This is a genomic window from Halorientalis brevis, assembly GCF_042678165.1.
Lineage (GTDB): Archaea > Halobacteriota > Halobacteria > Halobacteriales > Haloarculaceae > Halorientalis > Halorientalis brevis.
This window is the reverse complement of sequence record NZ_JBHUDJ010000008.1, coordinates 38,018-54,658: the sequence shown is the minus strand read 5'-3', so window position 1 is coordinate 54,658 and position 16,641 is coordinate 38,018. Positions and strand designations below refer to the sequence as shown.

The following is a 16,641-nucleotide window of genomic DNA, read 5'->3' as shown; positions in this document are numbered from 1 at the left end:
ACAATCGGGCAGTGATACCAATCGAGAACCGACTACTCAATACAGGGGGATCAATTGGGACAGAATGTTTTTTGAAATCCAAGTTAGACGTGGCGTGTGAGCACTCTATACACATTCACTGTCGAACTCTCTGACCCTGGTGCTGCAGAGGATGTTGTATCTTTTGTAGAAGAGTGTGATGAGCTGGTTCGCCCAAAACAGCCAGACGAGTGTCATGTAGTTATTCATTCAGGTGTCCATCCATCTGACAACCGGTCTATTGTTTCTGACTTACTAACCGTCAGTAATGCTGTCTCAAGAGTTGGGTTCATGTCGTCGTGCGATACCACAGATACAGCATCGGGAAGCGTCTACTGGCTAGAAGATGGGGAACTGAAGCGATCTAAAATCCACCATGATTCACCTGAAGATGGGTCCTTAAACGAGCAACATGGTAGTGGTGCGGCCAGGCGTATCAGAAGACATCTTGATTTTGAGATCTACTCATGGTGGGACTATTCGGTTGGTGGTATGGAAAAACGATATCATCGATATCTGGTAGAAGATGTTCATCAAGAAATGGTCGAGAAAGGATTACTCTGCAAAGATGACGAATCAGGTAATGGTCTGTCTTGAAGGAATACTATGTGGAAGATTATTGAGATATGCCATATACGCATACCCAGTGAACACTCACCTTCTGCCAACTAGTCTTCAAACATAATCTCTCCCAACTGATCGCCGAAACCCCTCCGACCAACCACCGTTATTACCAGCCACAGATATATCACCACTAATGGCAGACGGCGCGGGTACCGACGACCCTCACGACGACCAGCCCACGCTCCCACCGGACGTCACCGACGACCTCCCCGACGACGCCGACGTCGTCACGGTTGCCGAACTCAGCAAGCAAGTCGAAACGCTCGTCGACACCAGCGATGGCCTCCACCACGACTACATCCTGGGCGACATCTCCGGGCCCTCCGAGAGCAGCAGCGGCCACCTGTACTTCACACTCGAAGGCGAGAACTGCGAACTCCAGTGTGTCGCCTTCAACTTCCGCCGTTCACAGCTCTTCGATGACCCCGACGACGACATGCGGGCACTCGTCCAGGGCGACCTCCAGTACTACGCTCCCCGAGGACAACTCTCATCGCAGATATTAGATTATTACGCAGTCGGGGAAAGCATCCACGCTCAGGTTTATACGTGATGACGGGCACAATGATGCCCGGGACGGTCTTACGGCACGTCCTCGGTTGAATAAAGAGATCGAATTACCAACAACTTGGCGACGATCGACGAGAAGGTGGCCCGCGTCGAGGAGATCATCGACCAACTGGAAGCCGGGGAGGTCTCGCTGGGCGAGGCCAAGCAACTCCGGGACGAAGGCAAGGAGCTGCTCGCGAGTCTGGAAAGCGACCTCGATATCGGGGATGCCGAGATTCTGGAACAATAGCAACCAATGGCAGGAGAGGTGCTGCCCGCACTGCGATGGGAATCTCGGAAGCCGATCGAGGAAGTACCGCTGTTACCGCAATGCACCGTGAAGGTCGACGACAGCCTGCATCTCTTCGCTGTCCATCTTTGCGCGGTAGTAAGATGCGCCACCCTTATCACCAGTATGCTCGATGAGATTGTGCTCAAGCAGGATATCACGACAGTTCCGAACTGTGTTCGGCGAAACGTCTGCCTGGCGGGCAAGCGCACTGACGGACATGGCCTCATACGCAGGGATCAACACCGAGAGGATTTTCGAGACCGCTGGCCGTGAGAACACGTGGACGAGTGGTTCATCTGCTAAGAGTTCCGTCCGTCGCGCCTCGATTTCGTCCCGGGTTGGATCCGCGCACCGATCAGCATTCGACATACGTGAGACATTGCTCGCACCCCACAAAGGTGTTACTCAGGTGCCACAATTGAGTGGGCAGGCTTTAACAGGGTTTTAGCTCGTCACAGCACCGAGGAAGGCTGTACAACGAAGGAAAGAGTGCATCGAGACGGCTTTGGAGAGTCGTTCCCGGACACACACATCACCTAAAGAGGATATCAGCACTTACTCCTCGTTTGACGACGGCCGTTCGGACAACTGGTCGAAGCGCGACTGTGCGTCTTCTGCCCGCTCAGTCGTCTCCGCCTCGTCGTACGCCACGTCGTCCAGCTCCCCGTCTTCAACAACCACCGTCAGGACTGCATCGACGTGCTGCCCATCGGCGGGCAACGACTCGGTCTCGACCACCAGCTCCCCGACCAACTCCTCCTCACCTTCCACAAGCACCACTGCCAGATCCTCCTCGAAGCGATCCACCACCGCCGTGTACGTGCCATCCGTAATCTCGGTCATGAGTAGCTCTCCTCGATCACCACGTCCCCGTTCGCATCGCGAACGGTCACCGTGTCACCGCCGTTGTTCCAGACCGGCGCGTCCGATCCCCAGTACAGGTCGGTCGCCGAGTCCGTCCCGCTCCCCGTATGGACGGTCACCGTCGCACCCGGCTCCAACACGAACCCATCCGGGAACGTGTAGACGTGATCTGCGTCGTCCGACAGCGTCCACCCGGAGAGATCCACCGACTGCTCACCCGTGTTCTCGAAGACGACGTACTCGTCGTTCAAATTGTCGTACTCGTCACCCGAAGCGTCCGCGTGGATCTCGGCGATCGACAGCGCTCCCGACGGGGCCTCATCGGTCGACGGTGCCAGCTCAGTGGGTGTTGCAGTCCCGTCCGCATCCGGTGTCGCCGTCCCCCCGTCAGTGACGACCTGCTGGCCACCAGCGACGTCGACCACCGTCCGCACCGTGACGTCACCACCCGTCTCCGGTTCGATCGCCGACCCGTCCCGCAGGTCGAGCGGCGCCGTTGGCGCCTGCTGCTGGGTGGCCACCGAAATCGCCGAGCCGTTACTCGTCAGCACGATATCGCCGTGGGTCGCCGTCCAGTAGGTCGTGACCGACCGGGCCGCCAACCGTTGGAGGACTTCCTCGTGGGGATGCCCGTACTGGGAGTCGTACGGACTCGAAATCACCGCGACGCGTGGCGCGACACCGTCCAGGAACTGCTCGCTGGAACTCGACTTGCTCCCGTGGTGGCCAGCCAGCAACACGGACACGTTCAGTGCCGTGCCGTACTCCGACGTGAGATACTCCTCGCCGTCCGTCGCTGCATCCCCGGGCAACAGGAAACTCGACTGGCCAAACCCGAGCCGGAGGACGATGCTGTTCTCGTTGCGGTCCCCGCTCGCGAGAGATGGCTCCGGTGGGGCCAGTACGTCCAGCTCGGTGCCGGCCATGGGGATCGAGTCACCGGCCCGCGTCTCGTACAGCGTCACGTCGTACTGCTCGATCGCGTCGAGATACCGCTCGTACGTCTGCGTACTGGCCGTGATGCCGGGATCGTACACGGCGCCGACGCCCTCCCCTTCGGTCTCGACGTACTCGATGACCGCCGCTTGCCCGCCGATGTGGTCCGCGTCGGCGTGGGTCGACACGAGGTAGTCCAGGCGATCGATGTCGTGGGCCTGGAGATACGCGAGGACGTGCTCCCCGTCGTCCTGCCAGTCGCCAGAGTCGATGAGTAGCGTCTCGTTGGTCGGCCCGACGATGAGCGTGCTCGTCCCGAGGCCGGTGTTGATAAAATGCACGTCCAGTGTGCCGTTCGGCTCGTGTTGTATCAAGGGATTCACCGGCGCCGTCGGTGTCCCATCGCTGGCCGTCTCCGCTGGTGTCGTGGGTGCCGTGCCCGGTGCGGTCGTGGTGGGCGCACCCGGATCACCAGCACAGCCAGCCAGAGCGACCACCGCGACCATCGCAACGACCACGATTGCACGTCTCGACATGCGTGGTAGTTGAGGCCGGCGCGAATAGGTTTGACGGAGGCACCATCCAATACCGCATATGGGATTTTCAACCCCGATAGCCTCAGAGGCAGCACAGTATGTCTGCTTACTGAGTATGTCTATCTACGGGTTCCAAAACTTGGTAGAGATGGGTCGTCTGTCTCAAGAATCAATTCGAGTACAGTGAGGAACACGAGGACTGTTCCAAAACCGAATAGATAGACACCAAAACCAGGTTCCATCCATGAGGCCAGAGGCAGTTTCGTCACTCCATGGATTTTGTCATAGGCCGTCACCGCGACGTAGGAGTTCGCAAGCCCGACGAGACTGAACAGACCAATCAAAAGAGGACGCCATGTCACACGGAGGACTGCAATTCCGGCGACCACCGCCAGGAGTGCCAGCCAGAGGCCATACTGTTCATGAAGGCCAATCACGGTTCTGTGACCGACACCAACGTGATACCGCCAGGGCACTAGGAGACTGATCAAGATCACCAGACATGCGATAATCCCGGATCGCTGGCCAGAATCAAGCGAGTTTGGCAATCTATCATTTAGCAGCATTTTATGGAAAATGAGAGAGGTATCATTTGACTGGCGAGTGTTTTCCTTTACGATTCATGAGTAATGTCGGTACTTATGGTATTGGGTAGCAGTACTAATGTCAGGCCTTCAACTTCAACGATCCGCTGTTGGAGTACTCATTGAAGAACCTATACTGAGCGCGTCAGCAGAGGTGAACCGGCAGTTCTGAGTCAGTCGATGCACTCCACGTGCCGACCAGGAGTGCCGAAGCCGTAACCCGAACGTGCAGAAGACACTTATTGAATAACCAACATTCCCCGATACGCATGTCTCGCACCGCGGCTCCCCTCATCCTCCTTGTCACCTTCGTCTTCCTGCTCGGCGCTGCACCTGCCGTCCTAGCCAGCCCGCAGCCAGACCCGGTGTGTGGCGCATGTGGCTCCTCGTTCGAAGAAATCGCCGACGAAGAGGCGATCCAGCTCAACGTCACCCAGAGCACGGCCACCATCACCGTCCACGAGAACGGCTCGGCCACCTGGGTGGTTCGAAACCGACTGGCCGCCGCCAATGCCACTCGTCTGGCCGACCATCCCGACCGCGTCGAGTCACTTGGCCAGCGGGCAGCGGCCGACGGCTGGGGCCTCCCACACGTGTACGAAGAGGGGACCGTCACGTTCCAAGGCGCCCACCTCGCGAACCGAACCCTTACGATTCGGTTCCGCGATCCCGACGCCGGGACCCGCCACCTCGGCATTCTCGTCGTTGACTACCTCCATAGCGACGGGATCCGTGGTGGCTGGCTCTCGACTGCTGACCGGTTCACTATCGTCGGGCCACCCGGAACAGCCGTCGTCAACAACCCCCAGGCACCGTTCGAAGGAGAGTACAGCGAGCCAGAGAGCAAACCTACGGTTGAGAATCGAACGGTGACCTGGCCTGGCGCCACAGGTGACGACCGGTGGGGCTTTTATGAGGACGTCTACGTCGCGTTCAGTGACCCGTCGACGCACGCCTATCACGCTGACGCAGCGCTGGCGCTTGCGACGGCCCCCATTTGGCTGGATAACGTGATGGCGTTCGTGCTGCCGGCGGCCGCCGTCTACGCCGGATTGCTCGTCGGCGTCTCGGCTCTCACCTGGCGAGTCCGAGCGAGTGCCATCCCGCAAGACGAATTCGCGCTCGGGATCGTCGGGCTCGGTGTGCTCGGGCTGGTTATCGCCGGGTTCGGTGCTCTCGATAACGGGCCGGTCTGGGTGGCCGGCCCGGCACTGATCTACCTCATCACCGGGAGCGTTGCAGCCGTCCGCCCAGCGTGCTTGCGAACGCTTCGTGGCTGTCTGGGTGTCGCGGCTGCCAGCATGGTCGGCGTCATCGGACTCACCGTTGGCTACGGCCTGGGTGATCCGGCGACCGAGAAGGTCATTTTAGGGGCGCTCTACGGGGCCACCTTCCTCCTGCCAGTGGTCATCGCCCCTGCATTCGGCCTGGAGATCGCCCGTGACCGGCAGGTGCACGCCATCCTTGGCGGAACCATCGCCTTTGCACTCGCCGGCATGGTGTTCGTCCCCTACGATTCACGGCCATGGATGCTCGTCCTCATGCTCACGGTGGGAGGGGCCATCGCCGCGGCCGTCCTTTCCCTTCCGCTCGCAGCGCTCACTGCACGGGTGTCGACGGCCACCGAATCGAACCCAGAGAGCACGACCGACGAAGCCACCGCTGATTGAAACGTCACCGGCGGCAGTGACGCCAGTGCGATCCCGTAGTATGTCCCCTGTTCAGTCTAGAAAGAGCCGGTCGTTCGGTCCCTAGATCAGGATTCGACACCCGTCACTCCGAGCCCAACACCTCGGCCTCGAACTCGCTCGCCCGCACCCGCAGCGGGAACCACCCTTCCTCGTCGATCCCGAGCAGCGCCTCGGAGTAGTTGTCATCATCGTTGCCCGCTTTCGCAGTCCGGACCCAGTTGACCTCCCGCTCACTCAAGCCGAACCACTCGGCGACCTTCTCGGCCTCTTCGTTCACGCGATGAAGCAGCGTCATCGAACAGAGGTTCGCGATCGTTCGTGCCTCCGGGGTCAGTGTGAACTCCCCGCCGGTCTGGGTGATGAACTGGATCGACAGGTCGTAGTGGCGACTGTGCCGGACGGCCATCTCCAGGAACTCCAGGGAGGTGGCGTCGTTCATCAGGTAGTGGGCCTCGTCGATGGCGAACAGCACGCGCTTGTCCGTCTGCTTGGCACGCTCGTACACCGCGTTGAACAGCACCGACATCATGAGGCTGGTCTCGGTCCGGCCACGCGCACCCTCCTCCTGGTGGAGATCGAGATAGATCACCGGCGCGTCGAGGTCGAACTCCGTCTCCCGCGCGAGGTTCGCGAGGTCTCCATCCTCACGAAAGGACGGCCGCAGGTCGGTCAGCAACGACTGGGCGTCGCTCCGGACCCGCTCCTGTTCGCCCGGCGTCGGATAGCCGAACGCCGTGGGGTCGTCGAGCATGTCCTCCAGCACGGCGATGACGTCCCGGACGGTGGGTGAGTCACGATCGTGCGTCGACGGATCACGCGTCAACCCGCGGCGCTCGTACGCCTCTTGCACTGCGCGCCGAAGCGTCTGCTTGCGCTCACCCAGCGGGTTGCTCGCGACGTGTGTGAAGAACGTCTCGAAGAAGGTTAGCACCCAGGCGATCTGCTCGGCCCACGGGTCCAGGTCCGGCACGTCCGCCAACACGTCCTGCGGAGTGGCCTGCAGATCCAGTGGGTTGAACCCGCGACGCCCGCCGACGGTGATCCGTTCGCCACCGAGCGCGTCGTTGACGCCGTCAAACCCGCGCATTGGGTCCAGCATGACGAGGATCGTGTCGGGATCGTACATCGCGCGGCGAACGAGCTGGAGTTTCGTCGAGAAGGACTTGCCTGCGCCGAGTTGGCCGATCACCATCGTACAGTAGCCCGTCTCCCGGTTGAATCGATCGAGGATGAGCGGGCTCTCGTTCAGTGCGTACGTTCCGTACTCGATCCCCTGCTCGGCGAACGCCCCGGAGATGAACGGAAACATCGCCCCCACAGCACCGCCGAGCATGGGCGTCGTCGCATCAACCGACTCGTTCAGTTTGTCCACGCCGATCGGGCTCGTCGAAACCAATGCGTCACGCTGTGACCACCGGGGCGTCACCGGCGTCAGGTTCGCCGGAGCGCGCCGGGCGGTCTTCCGGACCGGATCGGCATCCAGATCGTCGCGGTCGTCACTTCTGACGGTGAGGTACATCGAGACGTCGAACGCTCGCATCGACGTGTTCCGCAGCGTGTCGTACAGGTCGCGATAGTCCTCCAGATCACGTTGGATGCCACGGGCACTCGCCCGGTGTTTCTCCTGGAGGTACTCGTACTCGGCCTCCATGTCCTCCAGGCGATTCTCCAGGGAGGCGAGCGTCGCCTGTGTCTCACGCGGGTCGATGTGAATCGAGACGTCCGTCGACCGCGTCTCACCCCTGGCGTACAGTTGTTCGAGGAAGCCATCGGCCGGGGCGTCGGCGAACTCCCCGATCCAGAGCGTTCGCGTCCAGTCCTGGCCGGTCCGCACCACCCCTGGCTGGACGTCCAGCGACGAGGGTGCCACCACCGAAGCGTGCGAGTCCGACACCGACTCCAGCCCCGCCGTGGAGAAGTCGTAGTCGAACGAGATGGACGGCGACTCGTCACTGACGTCCTCGGGAATGGGCGACTGACTGCCCCTCTCCGCGTCGTCCTCCACGGACTCCGCTGGTTGTTCGTCCTCGTCGACGGTTTCACCGTCTTCCCGCGTCAGGCCGTCACTGCTCATTGTCGACCACCGCCGACGATCGGTTGCGAGCGGATCACCTGCTCGGTCGCATCGTACCGGACGTCCTCACCGGCCCAGTAGGAGGCGAGGAGTTCGGTGGCCTCCGATGCAGCGACGCGACTTGACCCACAGCCGTCGATCTCACGCAGCCCTCGCCGCACGCGATCGACCCGCTGGCCGAGCTCCTCGATCATGGCCGCCTGCTGGGTTTCGGCGGCAGGCGCGAGTGCGGCCCGTACGAACAGTCCCACCACCGGCAGCCCCGCGAGGTTCCAGAGGACGCTCGCCCGGTCGAACTGCACCTCGTCGGGCGTCACTGGTACGATGACGTAGTGGTCGCGGATGGTCATCTGCCGGCGTTCCAGATCCGCTCGATACCACTCGACGTAGCGGTCGATCAGCGCTTCCAGCTGTGGGTTCGCCTCGACGTCCGGATCGTCGAGGCGGGCCTCGTAGTGGGCGAGATACTCGTCGACGGGGAACTGCTGTGTCGTCGAGTAGATCTGGATGGGGAACTCCACGACGGTGTTGAGGAACTCCTGGAAGGCGGTCGCCTTCTGGGCCCACTCCTCGTTGGTCGCTAGCGCCATGTTCGGTGGGTCGACGTGGACCAGCGCGACCAGCGCGCCGTCCGTTCGTTCGATGGCGTCGTGGTCGGGATGGATTCGCTCGACCTGCGTGGCAGCCGCCGCCTCGTGGTGCTGCTGGTCCGTGTCCGAGCGAACGTACCCGAGCAGCATCCCCAGCCAGTCGAGACTGTCCGTGTAAGTTGGCGTCGCCGCGACGAGGATTGCCCCACCGGCGATCGCCAGCCCGGCGACCGGGAGCGTGAGTGCCTGCACGGGGTAGCCCGCCACCTGCATGCCAGGCGGCAACACCACCTGCGTACAGAGGACGACTACCACGCCAGGCAGGAGGGCCACCGCCACGTCACCGAGTGAGAAGCGGCCAAATACCCTGGCGTCAGTGTTCAACGAATTCGGTACGCGTTTCGCAGCAGAACGATCCTGTGACATCAGTTGATGTAGCGCGGTCGGTCGTCGTCCGCCCCGTCGCGGCCGCCCGAGCCGCCACGGTCGCGGAGCGTCTCGAAGTTGCTCGTCCGATTGTACCCCTGGCCGTCCCCAGCGTCCGTGCCAGCCGTGCCATCGCCGCCACCGGTCCCACCCGAGCCACCGGAGCCGTCGCCACTGTCGCCATCCTGATCGAATACCGACACCAGCCGCGTCGTCGACTGCGACACTTTCGCCCCAGCCGCATGGGCACGGGAGTCGCCGTGGTCCAGCTTGTACTGGCCGTCGCGATCGACTGCCGGTTTCCCCTGTGCACCGCGGACGAAGTTCCGGCCGCCCTGGACCGTCTCGGCGCCTTTCTCCCGGGCCCGTGCCGTTCGCTGCCGAGCGCGTTCTCTGGAGAAGTGCCTGGACGCCCGGTCGGCGACGAAAAAGACGGCCCCAGCCTGCCAGACCAGGACGATCGGCGAGAGCACTGCAAGGAGTGGGATAACCAGTGCCACCAGCCACTGGCCGACGCCACCCATCGAGAGGTCGGCCCCCAATCCAACCAGTTCGCCCAACCGGAAGAGGACCGCCACCGGCACCGTCATGAACAGGAACGGGACGTAAAATCCCGCGAGCCGGCGGACGAATCGCGAGACGAGCGTGAACGGACCGACCCCTGGAATCCACAGCGCGATCAGGATCGGCATCAGCAGGACGAACAGATAGAGGACGAGTTCGCGAGTGAGATAGATCAGGCCTAACAGCGCGAAGAGGGTGAAATCAGCCATCAGCGCAAAGACCGTCCCGAGGACGCTCATCGACGTGAACGACAGTGTCTCGAACAGCGTGACGTTCGACAACTCCGGAGAGATGAACGTCGCCAGCGCACTCACGAACCGCAGCGAGAGTGCTGCCATCCACCACCAAGCGAGGATACCTAAGAGCCCAGAGAACGCCCGCTTCTTGAGTTTCGTGCGGTGATAGCTGGTGAACAGGTGACTGGTTGACTCGAAAAAGATGACCAGCCCGATCGACATGGCCCAGAGGAACAGAGCCAGCGGGATGATCGAATCCCAGTAGTAGGTGTAAATGCCGGGCCAGGATCCGTTTGACGGCGCAGTGTAGATTGCGTCTGGATAGGGCGTGTCTACGATTAATTCGACTAACTTGCTTACATGCTGTTCAATAACATTCGTGACCGGATTGAACAACTGCGTGAGCAGCTCTTTTATTGCCGCGACAATCACGTCGCCCAGGGCACCAAAGTCAGGCATATCAAGAGTCCCCGGTTGTCGGAAGGAGCGTTACCTCGTTGTCGCTGCAAGTGAACTGCCCTCGAAATCCCGTGGAGATGTCAGAGCCACCAGAAGATACCTGAACCTGTCTCTGAATTGCACCTCCAGACCCAGTCCCGACGTGAATTGTCAATTGATAGGAGCCACTGCCACAGGATGAATGGTCTTTCTCAGAGAACAGGAGTGGCGTCGATGTTCCAATATAGCTCCTGGTCTCCCCAGGTGGAATAATCAGCTCAGTCGGCTCTCTCGTCTCCTCGAACGTGATCAAACCCGGGTTATCAGCCAGGTCATGGTTGGCGCCATAATATGGAGCATTCGAGTATTCAACGTCGTGGACCCACGTCGGTGCACTGCCTCGGTTCGCGACAGTCACGGCGAGGCGTCCAGGATCGCCAGAATACTGCTCTCGCTCCGGCTGTTGGACATCGACGATCTCCAGATCAGGTTGCAACTCGATCTCGATCGACTCGGTCTCGTCACCAGAGACGAGGACCAGCTCGTGGGTCCCGGGCGTGTAGTGCTCCGAGGTTGCCAGGTCAGGAATGACTTCCATCAGCTGGAGGCGAGCGGTCGTCTCCCCAGTTGCCACGAAAGTCTGCGTGTACAGACTCCCATCCGGGCCGATCAGGTTGAGCTTCGACACCGAATGGTCCTCACGAAGCCGGACGACCAGCTGCTGGACGTCGAACTCGATGGCCTCGATCACGTCCGGCCGTGGAGCTGTCGTCGCGGTGGCCGACGAGTCCGGCGAGTCACCAGAACAACCGGCCACCCCGCCAGCCACCGCCGCTGCACCGAGCCGCAACAGTGACCGCCGGGTACTGACGGGCGCACCGTCCAGTCGTCGATTCCCGTCCATCTTCAGACACCCCGCCACGGTGGCCAGATCCGCCACCCGGTGATCCGATCGATGAAATACACTCCCAGCAGGAACATCCCCACCGGAACGAGGAACTGATACAACAGGCGCAGCCAGGCGAGGTCGCCCGTGCCGATAGCGACCACGTCGGAGGCAGCCGTGTAGCCAGGCGTGTTGCGCCACCAGGCACCGGGCTCGTAACGGGCCGACACGGCGTCGGTCGACGCCGGCACCACGACCCGAACGGTACCATCCGCACTGGTGTTGACCCGCTCGCCGGCGATCACCAGATACCCCTCACGACCACGCGTGTCGATCGGCGCACCGGTCGCGGCGTCCACCAGCGTGGCTTCGACCGTCCGTCGCTGCTCCGATCGGTTGACGACTCGCAGTGTGAGGTTCGTCCGGTTGATGGCGAGGTCGTCGAAATCAGCGGGCTGTGCCTGGGCGGTCACCCCGCGCACCAGCCCCGTTGCGACGACGGTCGACAGGTTGTGGTCGGTCGTCTCGGTCCGGCTCGCCAGCCCGTACGTCGCCGCATAGCTCTCGTTCAGGACGTCCAGATTGACGTGTTCGGGGAGCGTCGGCGGGGTCGTGGTGACACCGTAGCTGGCGAGCAGGGTGATCGTGTCGCGCTGGGACGGCGTCGGCCCTGGCTCGAAGGGATAGGCGTGCACCTGGAGGGGCTGCAGTGGCGACGCCCGCTGTGACTGCCCGTTCGCTGTATACCTGCGCAGCGTATCCCAGCGGGCGTCCCGGGCCGCGTAGAACCGCCAGACGCCGCGGACCCAGCCACCGGGAAGGGAGTGCCCCAGCCACGGCTGGTTCTTGTAGACGACCAAGCCGAGATCGCCGTTCGGATAGCGGGCACGGAACCCGGAGACCGCCAGATCGTACGGGACGACCGTGACGGTGTCGTTGACGGTCACCGATTCAGTGACGACCGTCACGTTCCGCTCGATGTCCGTACACGTGTCGTTGTCCCACTCGTCGCAGGTCTCCGCGGTGCGTTCGAGCGTCGCCTCGACGTCTGCGGCGAGCGTGAGTCGGCGTCGATTATCGACGTGGCCCGGGAGATGCGCATACGCCAGCGCCGGCGTCCGCGATCCTTCACCGGACGCGACGACGCTCCCGTTGACGAGCAGCCGTGTGTCGGTGATGCTGTGGTGCAGGAGCTGCCAGCTGACGCGATCACCCGGCTGGCCCGTCGTGGCAGGTACCGAGACGCGGTAGTCGACGGTCCCACGAACCGTGCCGTTCGGGGCGACGTACAGCGGCTGCTCCGCCGCCGACAGCCGCGCCCGTGTCGAGGGCGTCACCGCGAAGATGGTGGCGCCGGCGTCCCGGATGAATCGCCCGTCGGTAAGCGACGCGTGCGGCGGATGCACTGCCGCGGTCCGCCCCGTCGCTGGGAACTCGTCGTGATCGCCCCGATTCCACTGGGCGACGGCCCCCGGTGGCCGGTCCAGAGGGATGTCCGTCCCGTTGGCCAGCGCGGCCAGTGCCGAGCGGTTCGCTGTCAGCATCTCGTCGGACACGTACTCGTCGCGGTCGCCGGCCCAGAGCGTGTGGAACGTCTCGTTCGAGACGCCGTGATCCGTCTCGTTCGGTGGGCCGCTCGCCGCAGCCGGGACCGTCATGGCCCCACCCACTGAGCAGACCACCGTCGTTGTGCAGGCAAGCATGAGCAGTGTTAGAACCCGCAACTCGACCCACCTGCGACGACGTTGTTCAACAGGAACTGCAGGATGACCGTCGCGAGTGGCGCCACGAGCACACCCCAGACCAACCCCTGGTTACGGAGTTCCTTGAACTCCTTTTTCAGGTCCGACCGCCGGACCACCGGGATCGCCACAGTCGCTCCGAGGAAGACCGTTCCCCCGATGAGCGGTCCACCGAACTGAATGACGGTGAAGACGTTGCGGGCGGTCTCGGCCATGTCGGAGGAACAGAACGCCGACCCGGTCGACTGGGCCAGGACAGGGTCGACTGCGAGCACCCCCAGGAGGAGCCAACTCAGGGCAGCGGTCCGCCCTGACCACTGGAGGCGACGGTCAGTTCGGGCTGCGGTCGATACGACAGCAGTTGAGAGGTCACTAAGCGTGCGCATGGATAGACTTGGTCGCTCGCGTCCCCCACCCACCTCGGGGTCCGATGCGAGCGCACTCATTATTGTACGCCCACATATTGGGAAATAAATCTAACTGTGGTGGTTGTATTTGAGGGAGTTTCTGCGTTTCGCCGGAGAGTGGCAGTTGGCGACTGGGGTGTCGGATTCAGTGATGAACGAGAGAATCAGGCTCTCACAGGATGGGGCATGACTCCATAACAGCGTCGTGAATACGGACTTTCTAGTCATGGAGTCGAAAGCAGTGCTCGGTCAGTACTAGACACGGGACGAAACAAAGCAGCATGTCGTAGAAAGCGTCCCGCGAAATCCTTGAGGCGATCAGTACAGACCGTCAACGTATCAGAAAGTACGCCTGGGCACAAATTCACTATTCGTGTGACGATGGATAGATACGAATTGGTCCAAGTCCTTACGCTCTGGTTCGTAGTTATGACCTTTATTGTGACAACCCCCGGAACTGACAATCCGGTATTCAGCGCAATCGAAATCGGCTCAATTTTGCTAATGTATCTCCTTCCGTTGTGGATCATCATCGAACTCATTTCGGACTTCGTTGGGGATCAGTGAATCGGCGGCAGTGGTGTTCAATTCGCAGGCACAGTGAGCAGTTCCAGATCACATCCGGTTCTTGGGCGAGGACGGTCAGTACAGAGGTTCTATGCAGCAGAGTACTTACAGCAGGTCCACGGTTCGATTGGAGAGATTTTCTCAGTGCTACACTGAGCTCATCATGACATCCAAGATCCCGATTGCAAATCCAACTGCTGTTGCCTCAACAGCAAGGGAAGATCCAAGACCGGCAACAGAGACGAGATATAGACCAATCATAGCCACTGAAACAGCGGGTACTAGCGCGCGAACCATCACACGGTGGGTACGATCGTTTTTCGGGTCAGTCTTCCCCCTGGCCAGTATGATCCCTCCGATAAGGGCAATGAGAAGCGATAGACCAGCGAGAAATATACTAGCGAGACCAAGAGGCGGTTGGAGGCCAATAACGGATGGTGGGTATGCGATGACAACTGCAACAATTGCAACCCCAATTACTCGTCGGCCGACGAGACGTAGTTGCTGCTTCGTCTCATCTGCCCCACGTTCGGTCATGTTGGAGAATGAATATTATCCAGCGATAAGCTTTGTGTGATCACTACACAGTCTCTACTGACCGAATCAGACGACCCCGATTCTCCGTATGCGACATGCTGAATACGCACGCATATTGAGCACCGGATCTGCTGCTCGCCTGGTCAATATAGGTAGTTCTCATTACACTTGACGAATCCAGATAGAGGACAAGATACTACATCACTGAAACGACAAAGGTGAGTGAGCTTGTATGAATTGGTACCTCGGCCTGAATCGAGACATCCGCTGGCGGAGGGCGGGGATCCTTGGTTTGTTCAGTGTCTCCTGTCTCTATCTACTGTCTATTCTCCAAGAGCCACTGTCAATTGTTGTGGTAGCTTACACAATCTTTACGCTTGTTCTGTTGAACATCATAGGCGAAGCCACCGGATTCAACGAGTGGTTTCGAGACTTGCCGAATACAACACAGTTCCCGCTCGTCCTGTTATTGATAGTGGTCTTACAGGCGTTGGACTCGATGGCCCCCGATGCTGTATCGTACAGCGTGGCTGTGGGAATTGCTCTGATACTGCTGGCTGGAACTGTCGCGAGAGTAGTTGTGTCAAAACATATGAAGACGGAGACAGCGGATTCGGTCGTGGATTAAGGGCCACTCGGACTGCTCTCACTCTCAGTGGACAATCTACTTTGGTTGCTCAGTACGCAGCTCTATTGAGCAGTTCCAGATCACACCCGGTTCTTGGGCGAGGCCGGTCAGTACAGCTCATGTACCGGTCAGACCTTTGTCTTTAAACTCCAACGAGCAAAATGTCCGGTCATGAACCGGACTGCATTGTACACGATGATCGTTGGATTATCGCTTAGCCTTGCAGTTTCAGGAACCAGTGTCTCTGGGGTTTCTATGTCGACCGCCCTCCAATTTATCGGAGGATTACTTGCTGTCGGCAGTGGCGGAGTTCTCCTGAGAGGGGTATTCGCGCAGTCGACGACTGGCGAGTGAGCATGCGAACTGCGCGGAAGAGTCCGTTTTTCCTTAGCTATTAGTAAGCAAGAGTTGAGAAAATGCCTATGGAACGGTTGTACGTCTACAACAGCGCACTTTCAGTGATCGGACTTTCACTGGGGTTCCCAGCAGTGCGATCGCTCATTGCTGGCGACCATAGTATTCCGGTACTGCTTATGACAATCGGTGGGGGTGGGATGATTGTCAGTGCTGGCTACCAATCACTGCGAACCGATCCTGATGAGTTTGAAATCTCCGCTGCTGCCCTATTTACGTTAGTCGGTGCCGCCTGTCTGACTCTGCTCGGAACTGTTCTCTCTGCGGTGCCTGGCATCTGAACAAAATGTATTGATTGGACAGCAGCCAACCCGGTGCTTAACACGCACGCATAGTGAGCACCGAGGCTACTGTCCGCCCGGGTAGTTCAGTGTGACTACGTGGTGTCGGCGCTCTCCACTGCACGTTCAATTCCGCGGAACAGGCCTGTCACGACGAGATACGACCCAATCGCAAACATCGCGGTAGCCCCCAGTGCGCCACCTGTGCCCGTGTTCCCGAGCCGAGACCATGACGGGAAGTAGGTGACAGCGAGATGTTTCACAGTTGTCAGCGTCACGAACGCGATGAGAAGGAGTCCACAGACAACGCGGACGGCATCTGTATCCACGGGAAGCGGGAACTCATAGGGCATGGAGCGTCTGTTCTCGTCATGTGAAAGTACGTGTTTTGATTGACTCATCCACAAACCAATTGAGCAAGTCCTCCGGCCGTGTTCTGAATCAAGAAATTGTACTCACAGCAACTGAAAGGGACTGGTCGGGGGCCGTCCCCGCGACGAGTGTCTCGGTCGTGGGACGGCCACGCCCTGGGGGCTGCCCGGGCGAGGGGTGCGAGGTGTGACCGGTGCGAGGTGCGAGCACAGCGAGTACCTCGGCATGGCGAGCGGGACAACCGCGAGCCACGGGAGCACCTCGCTGCGAACGGGGAGCGACAGCGATCCGTAGCCGCTCGCGCCATCGGCGCGTCGCTGGACGGGCCCTCTCCGCGCCAGCGAATATCTCGTCCAGCGGCCGCGAGCACCCCGAGGGCGGGCCT

General features: G+C 60.6%; 17 protein-coding genes. 6 read left to right on the top strand and 11 right to left on the bottom strand.

Annotation, left to right across the window (positions count from 1 at the left end; translation table 11 throughout):
• Positions 1-96 precede the first annotated feature (96 nt).
• From ACFR9U_RS14155 to ACFR9U_RS14145, 3 genes are all read left to right on the top strand, one after another.
• Entirely contained in the window at positions 97-615 is a 519-nt protein-coding gene (locus tag ACFR9U_RS14155) for a hypothetical protein (RefSeq protein ID WP_247381771.1), read from the top strand.
• A gap of 160 nt (positions 616-775) precedes the next feature.
• Positions 776-1,195, top strand: a complete 420-nt coding sequence (locus ACFR9U_RS14150; protein WP_247381773.1) for an exodeoxyribonuclease VII large subunit — start codon at positions 776-778, stop codon at positions 1,193-1,195.
• 75 nt (positions 1,196-1,270) lie between these two features.
• Positions 1,271-1,441, top strand: a complete 171-nt coding sequence (locus ACFR9U_RS14145; RefSeq protein ID WP_247381775.1) for an exodeoxyribonuclease VII small subunit — start codon at positions 1,271-1,273, stop codon at positions 1,439-1,441.
• Between the two features lie 72 nt (positions 1,442-1,513).
• On the opposite strand, the gene ACFR9U_RS14140 is transcribed toward ACFR9U_RS14145, so the two are convergent.
• The 3 genes from ACFR9U_RS14140 to ACFR9U_RS14130 all read right to left on the bottom strand — a co-directional run bounded on the left by ACFR9U_RS14140 (position 1,514) and on the right by ACFR9U_RS14130 (position 3,819).
• A complete protein-coding gene (locus ACFR9U_RS14140) occupies positions 1,514-1,852 on the bottom strand; it encodes a helix-turn-helix domain-containing protein (protein ID WP_247381777.1) in 339 nt (112 codons plus the stop codon).
• Between the two features lie 186 nt (positions 1,853-2,038).
• A complete protein-coding gene (locus tag ACFR9U_RS14135; RefSeq protein WP_247381778.1) occupies positions 2,039-2,326 on the bottom strand; it encodes a DUF3006 family protein in 288 nt (95 codons plus the stop codon).
• On the bottom strand, positions 2,323-3,819 hold the full coding sequence (locus ACFR9U_RS14130) for a lamin tail domain-containing protein (RefSeq protein ID WP_247381780.1): 1,497 nt from the start codon (positions 3,817-3,819) through the stop codon (positions 2,323-2,325). Before ACFR9U_RS14130 ends, ACFR9U_RS14135 begins: the two co-directional genes overlap by 4 nt.
• An 853-nt stretch (positions 3,820-4,672) precedes the next feature.
• On the opposite strand from ACFR9U_RS14130, the gene ACFR9U_RS14125 reads away from it, so the two are divergent.
• On the top strand, positions 4,673-6,073 hold the full coding sequence (locus ACFR9U_RS14125) for a hypothetical protein (RefSeq protein WP_247381782.1): 1,401 nt from the start codon (positions 4,673-4,675) through the stop codon (positions 6,071-6,073).
• Between the two features lie 103 nt (positions 6,074-6,176).
• Here the strand turns inward: ACFR9U_RS14125 and ACFR9U_RS14120 are convergent, their stop codons facing one another.
• The 7 genes from ACFR9U_RS14120 to ACFR9U_RS14090 form a co-directional block, all read right to left on the bottom strand.
• Complete coding sequence (locus tag ACFR9U_RS14120; RefSeq protein ID WP_247381785.1) at positions 6,177-8,168, bottom strand: VirB4 family type IV secretion system protein; 1,992 nt, start codon at positions 8,166-8,168, stop codon at positions 6,177-6,179.
• A complete protein-coding gene (locus ACFR9U_RS14115) occupies positions 8,165-9,184 on the bottom strand; it encodes a hypothetical protein (RefSeq protein ID WP_282594427.1) in 1,020 nt (339 codons plus the stop codon). The genes ACFR9U_RS14120 and ACFR9U_RS14115 overlap by 4 nt, the downstream gene beginning before the upstream one ends.
• Positions 9,184-10,443 carry a hypothetical protein gene (locus tag ACFR9U_RS14110; protein ID WP_247381788.1) on the bottom strand — a complete coding sequence of 420 codons (1,260 nt, stop codon included), beginning with the start codon at positions 10,441-10,443 and terminating at the stop codon, positions 9,184-9,186. The genes ACFR9U_RS14115 and ACFR9U_RS14110 overlap by 1 nt, the downstream gene beginning before the upstream one ends.
• 1 nt (position 10,444) lies before the next feature.
• Positions 10,445-11,173, bottom strand: coding sequence for a COG1361 family protein (locus ACFR9U_RS14105; RefSeq protein WP_247381790.1), 729 nt, complete (start codon positions 11,171-11,173; stop codon positions 10,445-10,447).
• 155 nt (positions 11,174-11,328) lie between these two features.
• Positions 11,329-12,966: a DUF8186 domain-containing protein gene (locus tag ACFR9U_RS14100; protein ID WP_247381792.1), complete on the bottom strand. Its 1,638-nt coding sequence runs from the start codon at positions 12,964-12,966 to the stop codon at positions 11,329-11,331.
• 53 nt (positions 12,967-13,019) lie between these two features.
• Positions 13,020-13,496, bottom strand: a complete 477-nt coding sequence (locus ACFR9U_RS14095; protein ID WP_247381794.1) for a hypothetical protein — start codon at positions 13,494-13,496, stop codon at positions 13,020-13,022.
• Positions 13,497-14,171: 675 nt separating this feature from the next.
• Positions 14,172-14,561, bottom strand: a complete 390-nt coding sequence (locus ACFR9U_RS14090; RefSeq protein WP_247381796.1) for a hypothetical protein — start codon at positions 14,559-14,561, stop codon at positions 14,172-14,174.
• A gap of 232 nt (positions 14,562-14,793) precedes the next feature.
• Here ACFR9U_RS14090 and ACFR9U_RS14085 point away from each other — a divergent pair, with 232 nt between their 5' ends.
• Positions 14,794-15,189 (top strand): hypothetical protein, encoded by a 396-nt coding sequence (locus ACFR9U_RS14085; RefSeq protein ID WP_247381799.1) that lies wholly within the window; start codon positions 14,794-14,796, stop codon positions 15,187-15,189.
• A gap of 422 nt (positions 15,190-15,611) precedes the next feature.
• Complete coding sequence (locus tag ACFR9U_RS14080) at positions 15,612-15,884, top strand: hypothetical protein (protein ID WP_247381801.1); 273 nt, start codon at positions 15,612-15,614, stop codon at positions 15,882-15,884.
• A 95-nt stretch (positions 15,885-15,979) separates the two neighbouring features.
• Here the strand turns inward: ACFR9U_RS14080 and ACFR9U_RS14075 are convergent, their stop codons facing one another.
• Positions 15,980-16,237, bottom strand: coding sequence for a hypothetical protein (locus ACFR9U_RS14075; protein ID WP_247381804.1), 258 nt, complete (start codon positions 16,235-16,237; stop codon positions 15,980-15,982).
• Between the last annotated feature and the right edge of the window lie 404 nt (positions 16,238-16,641).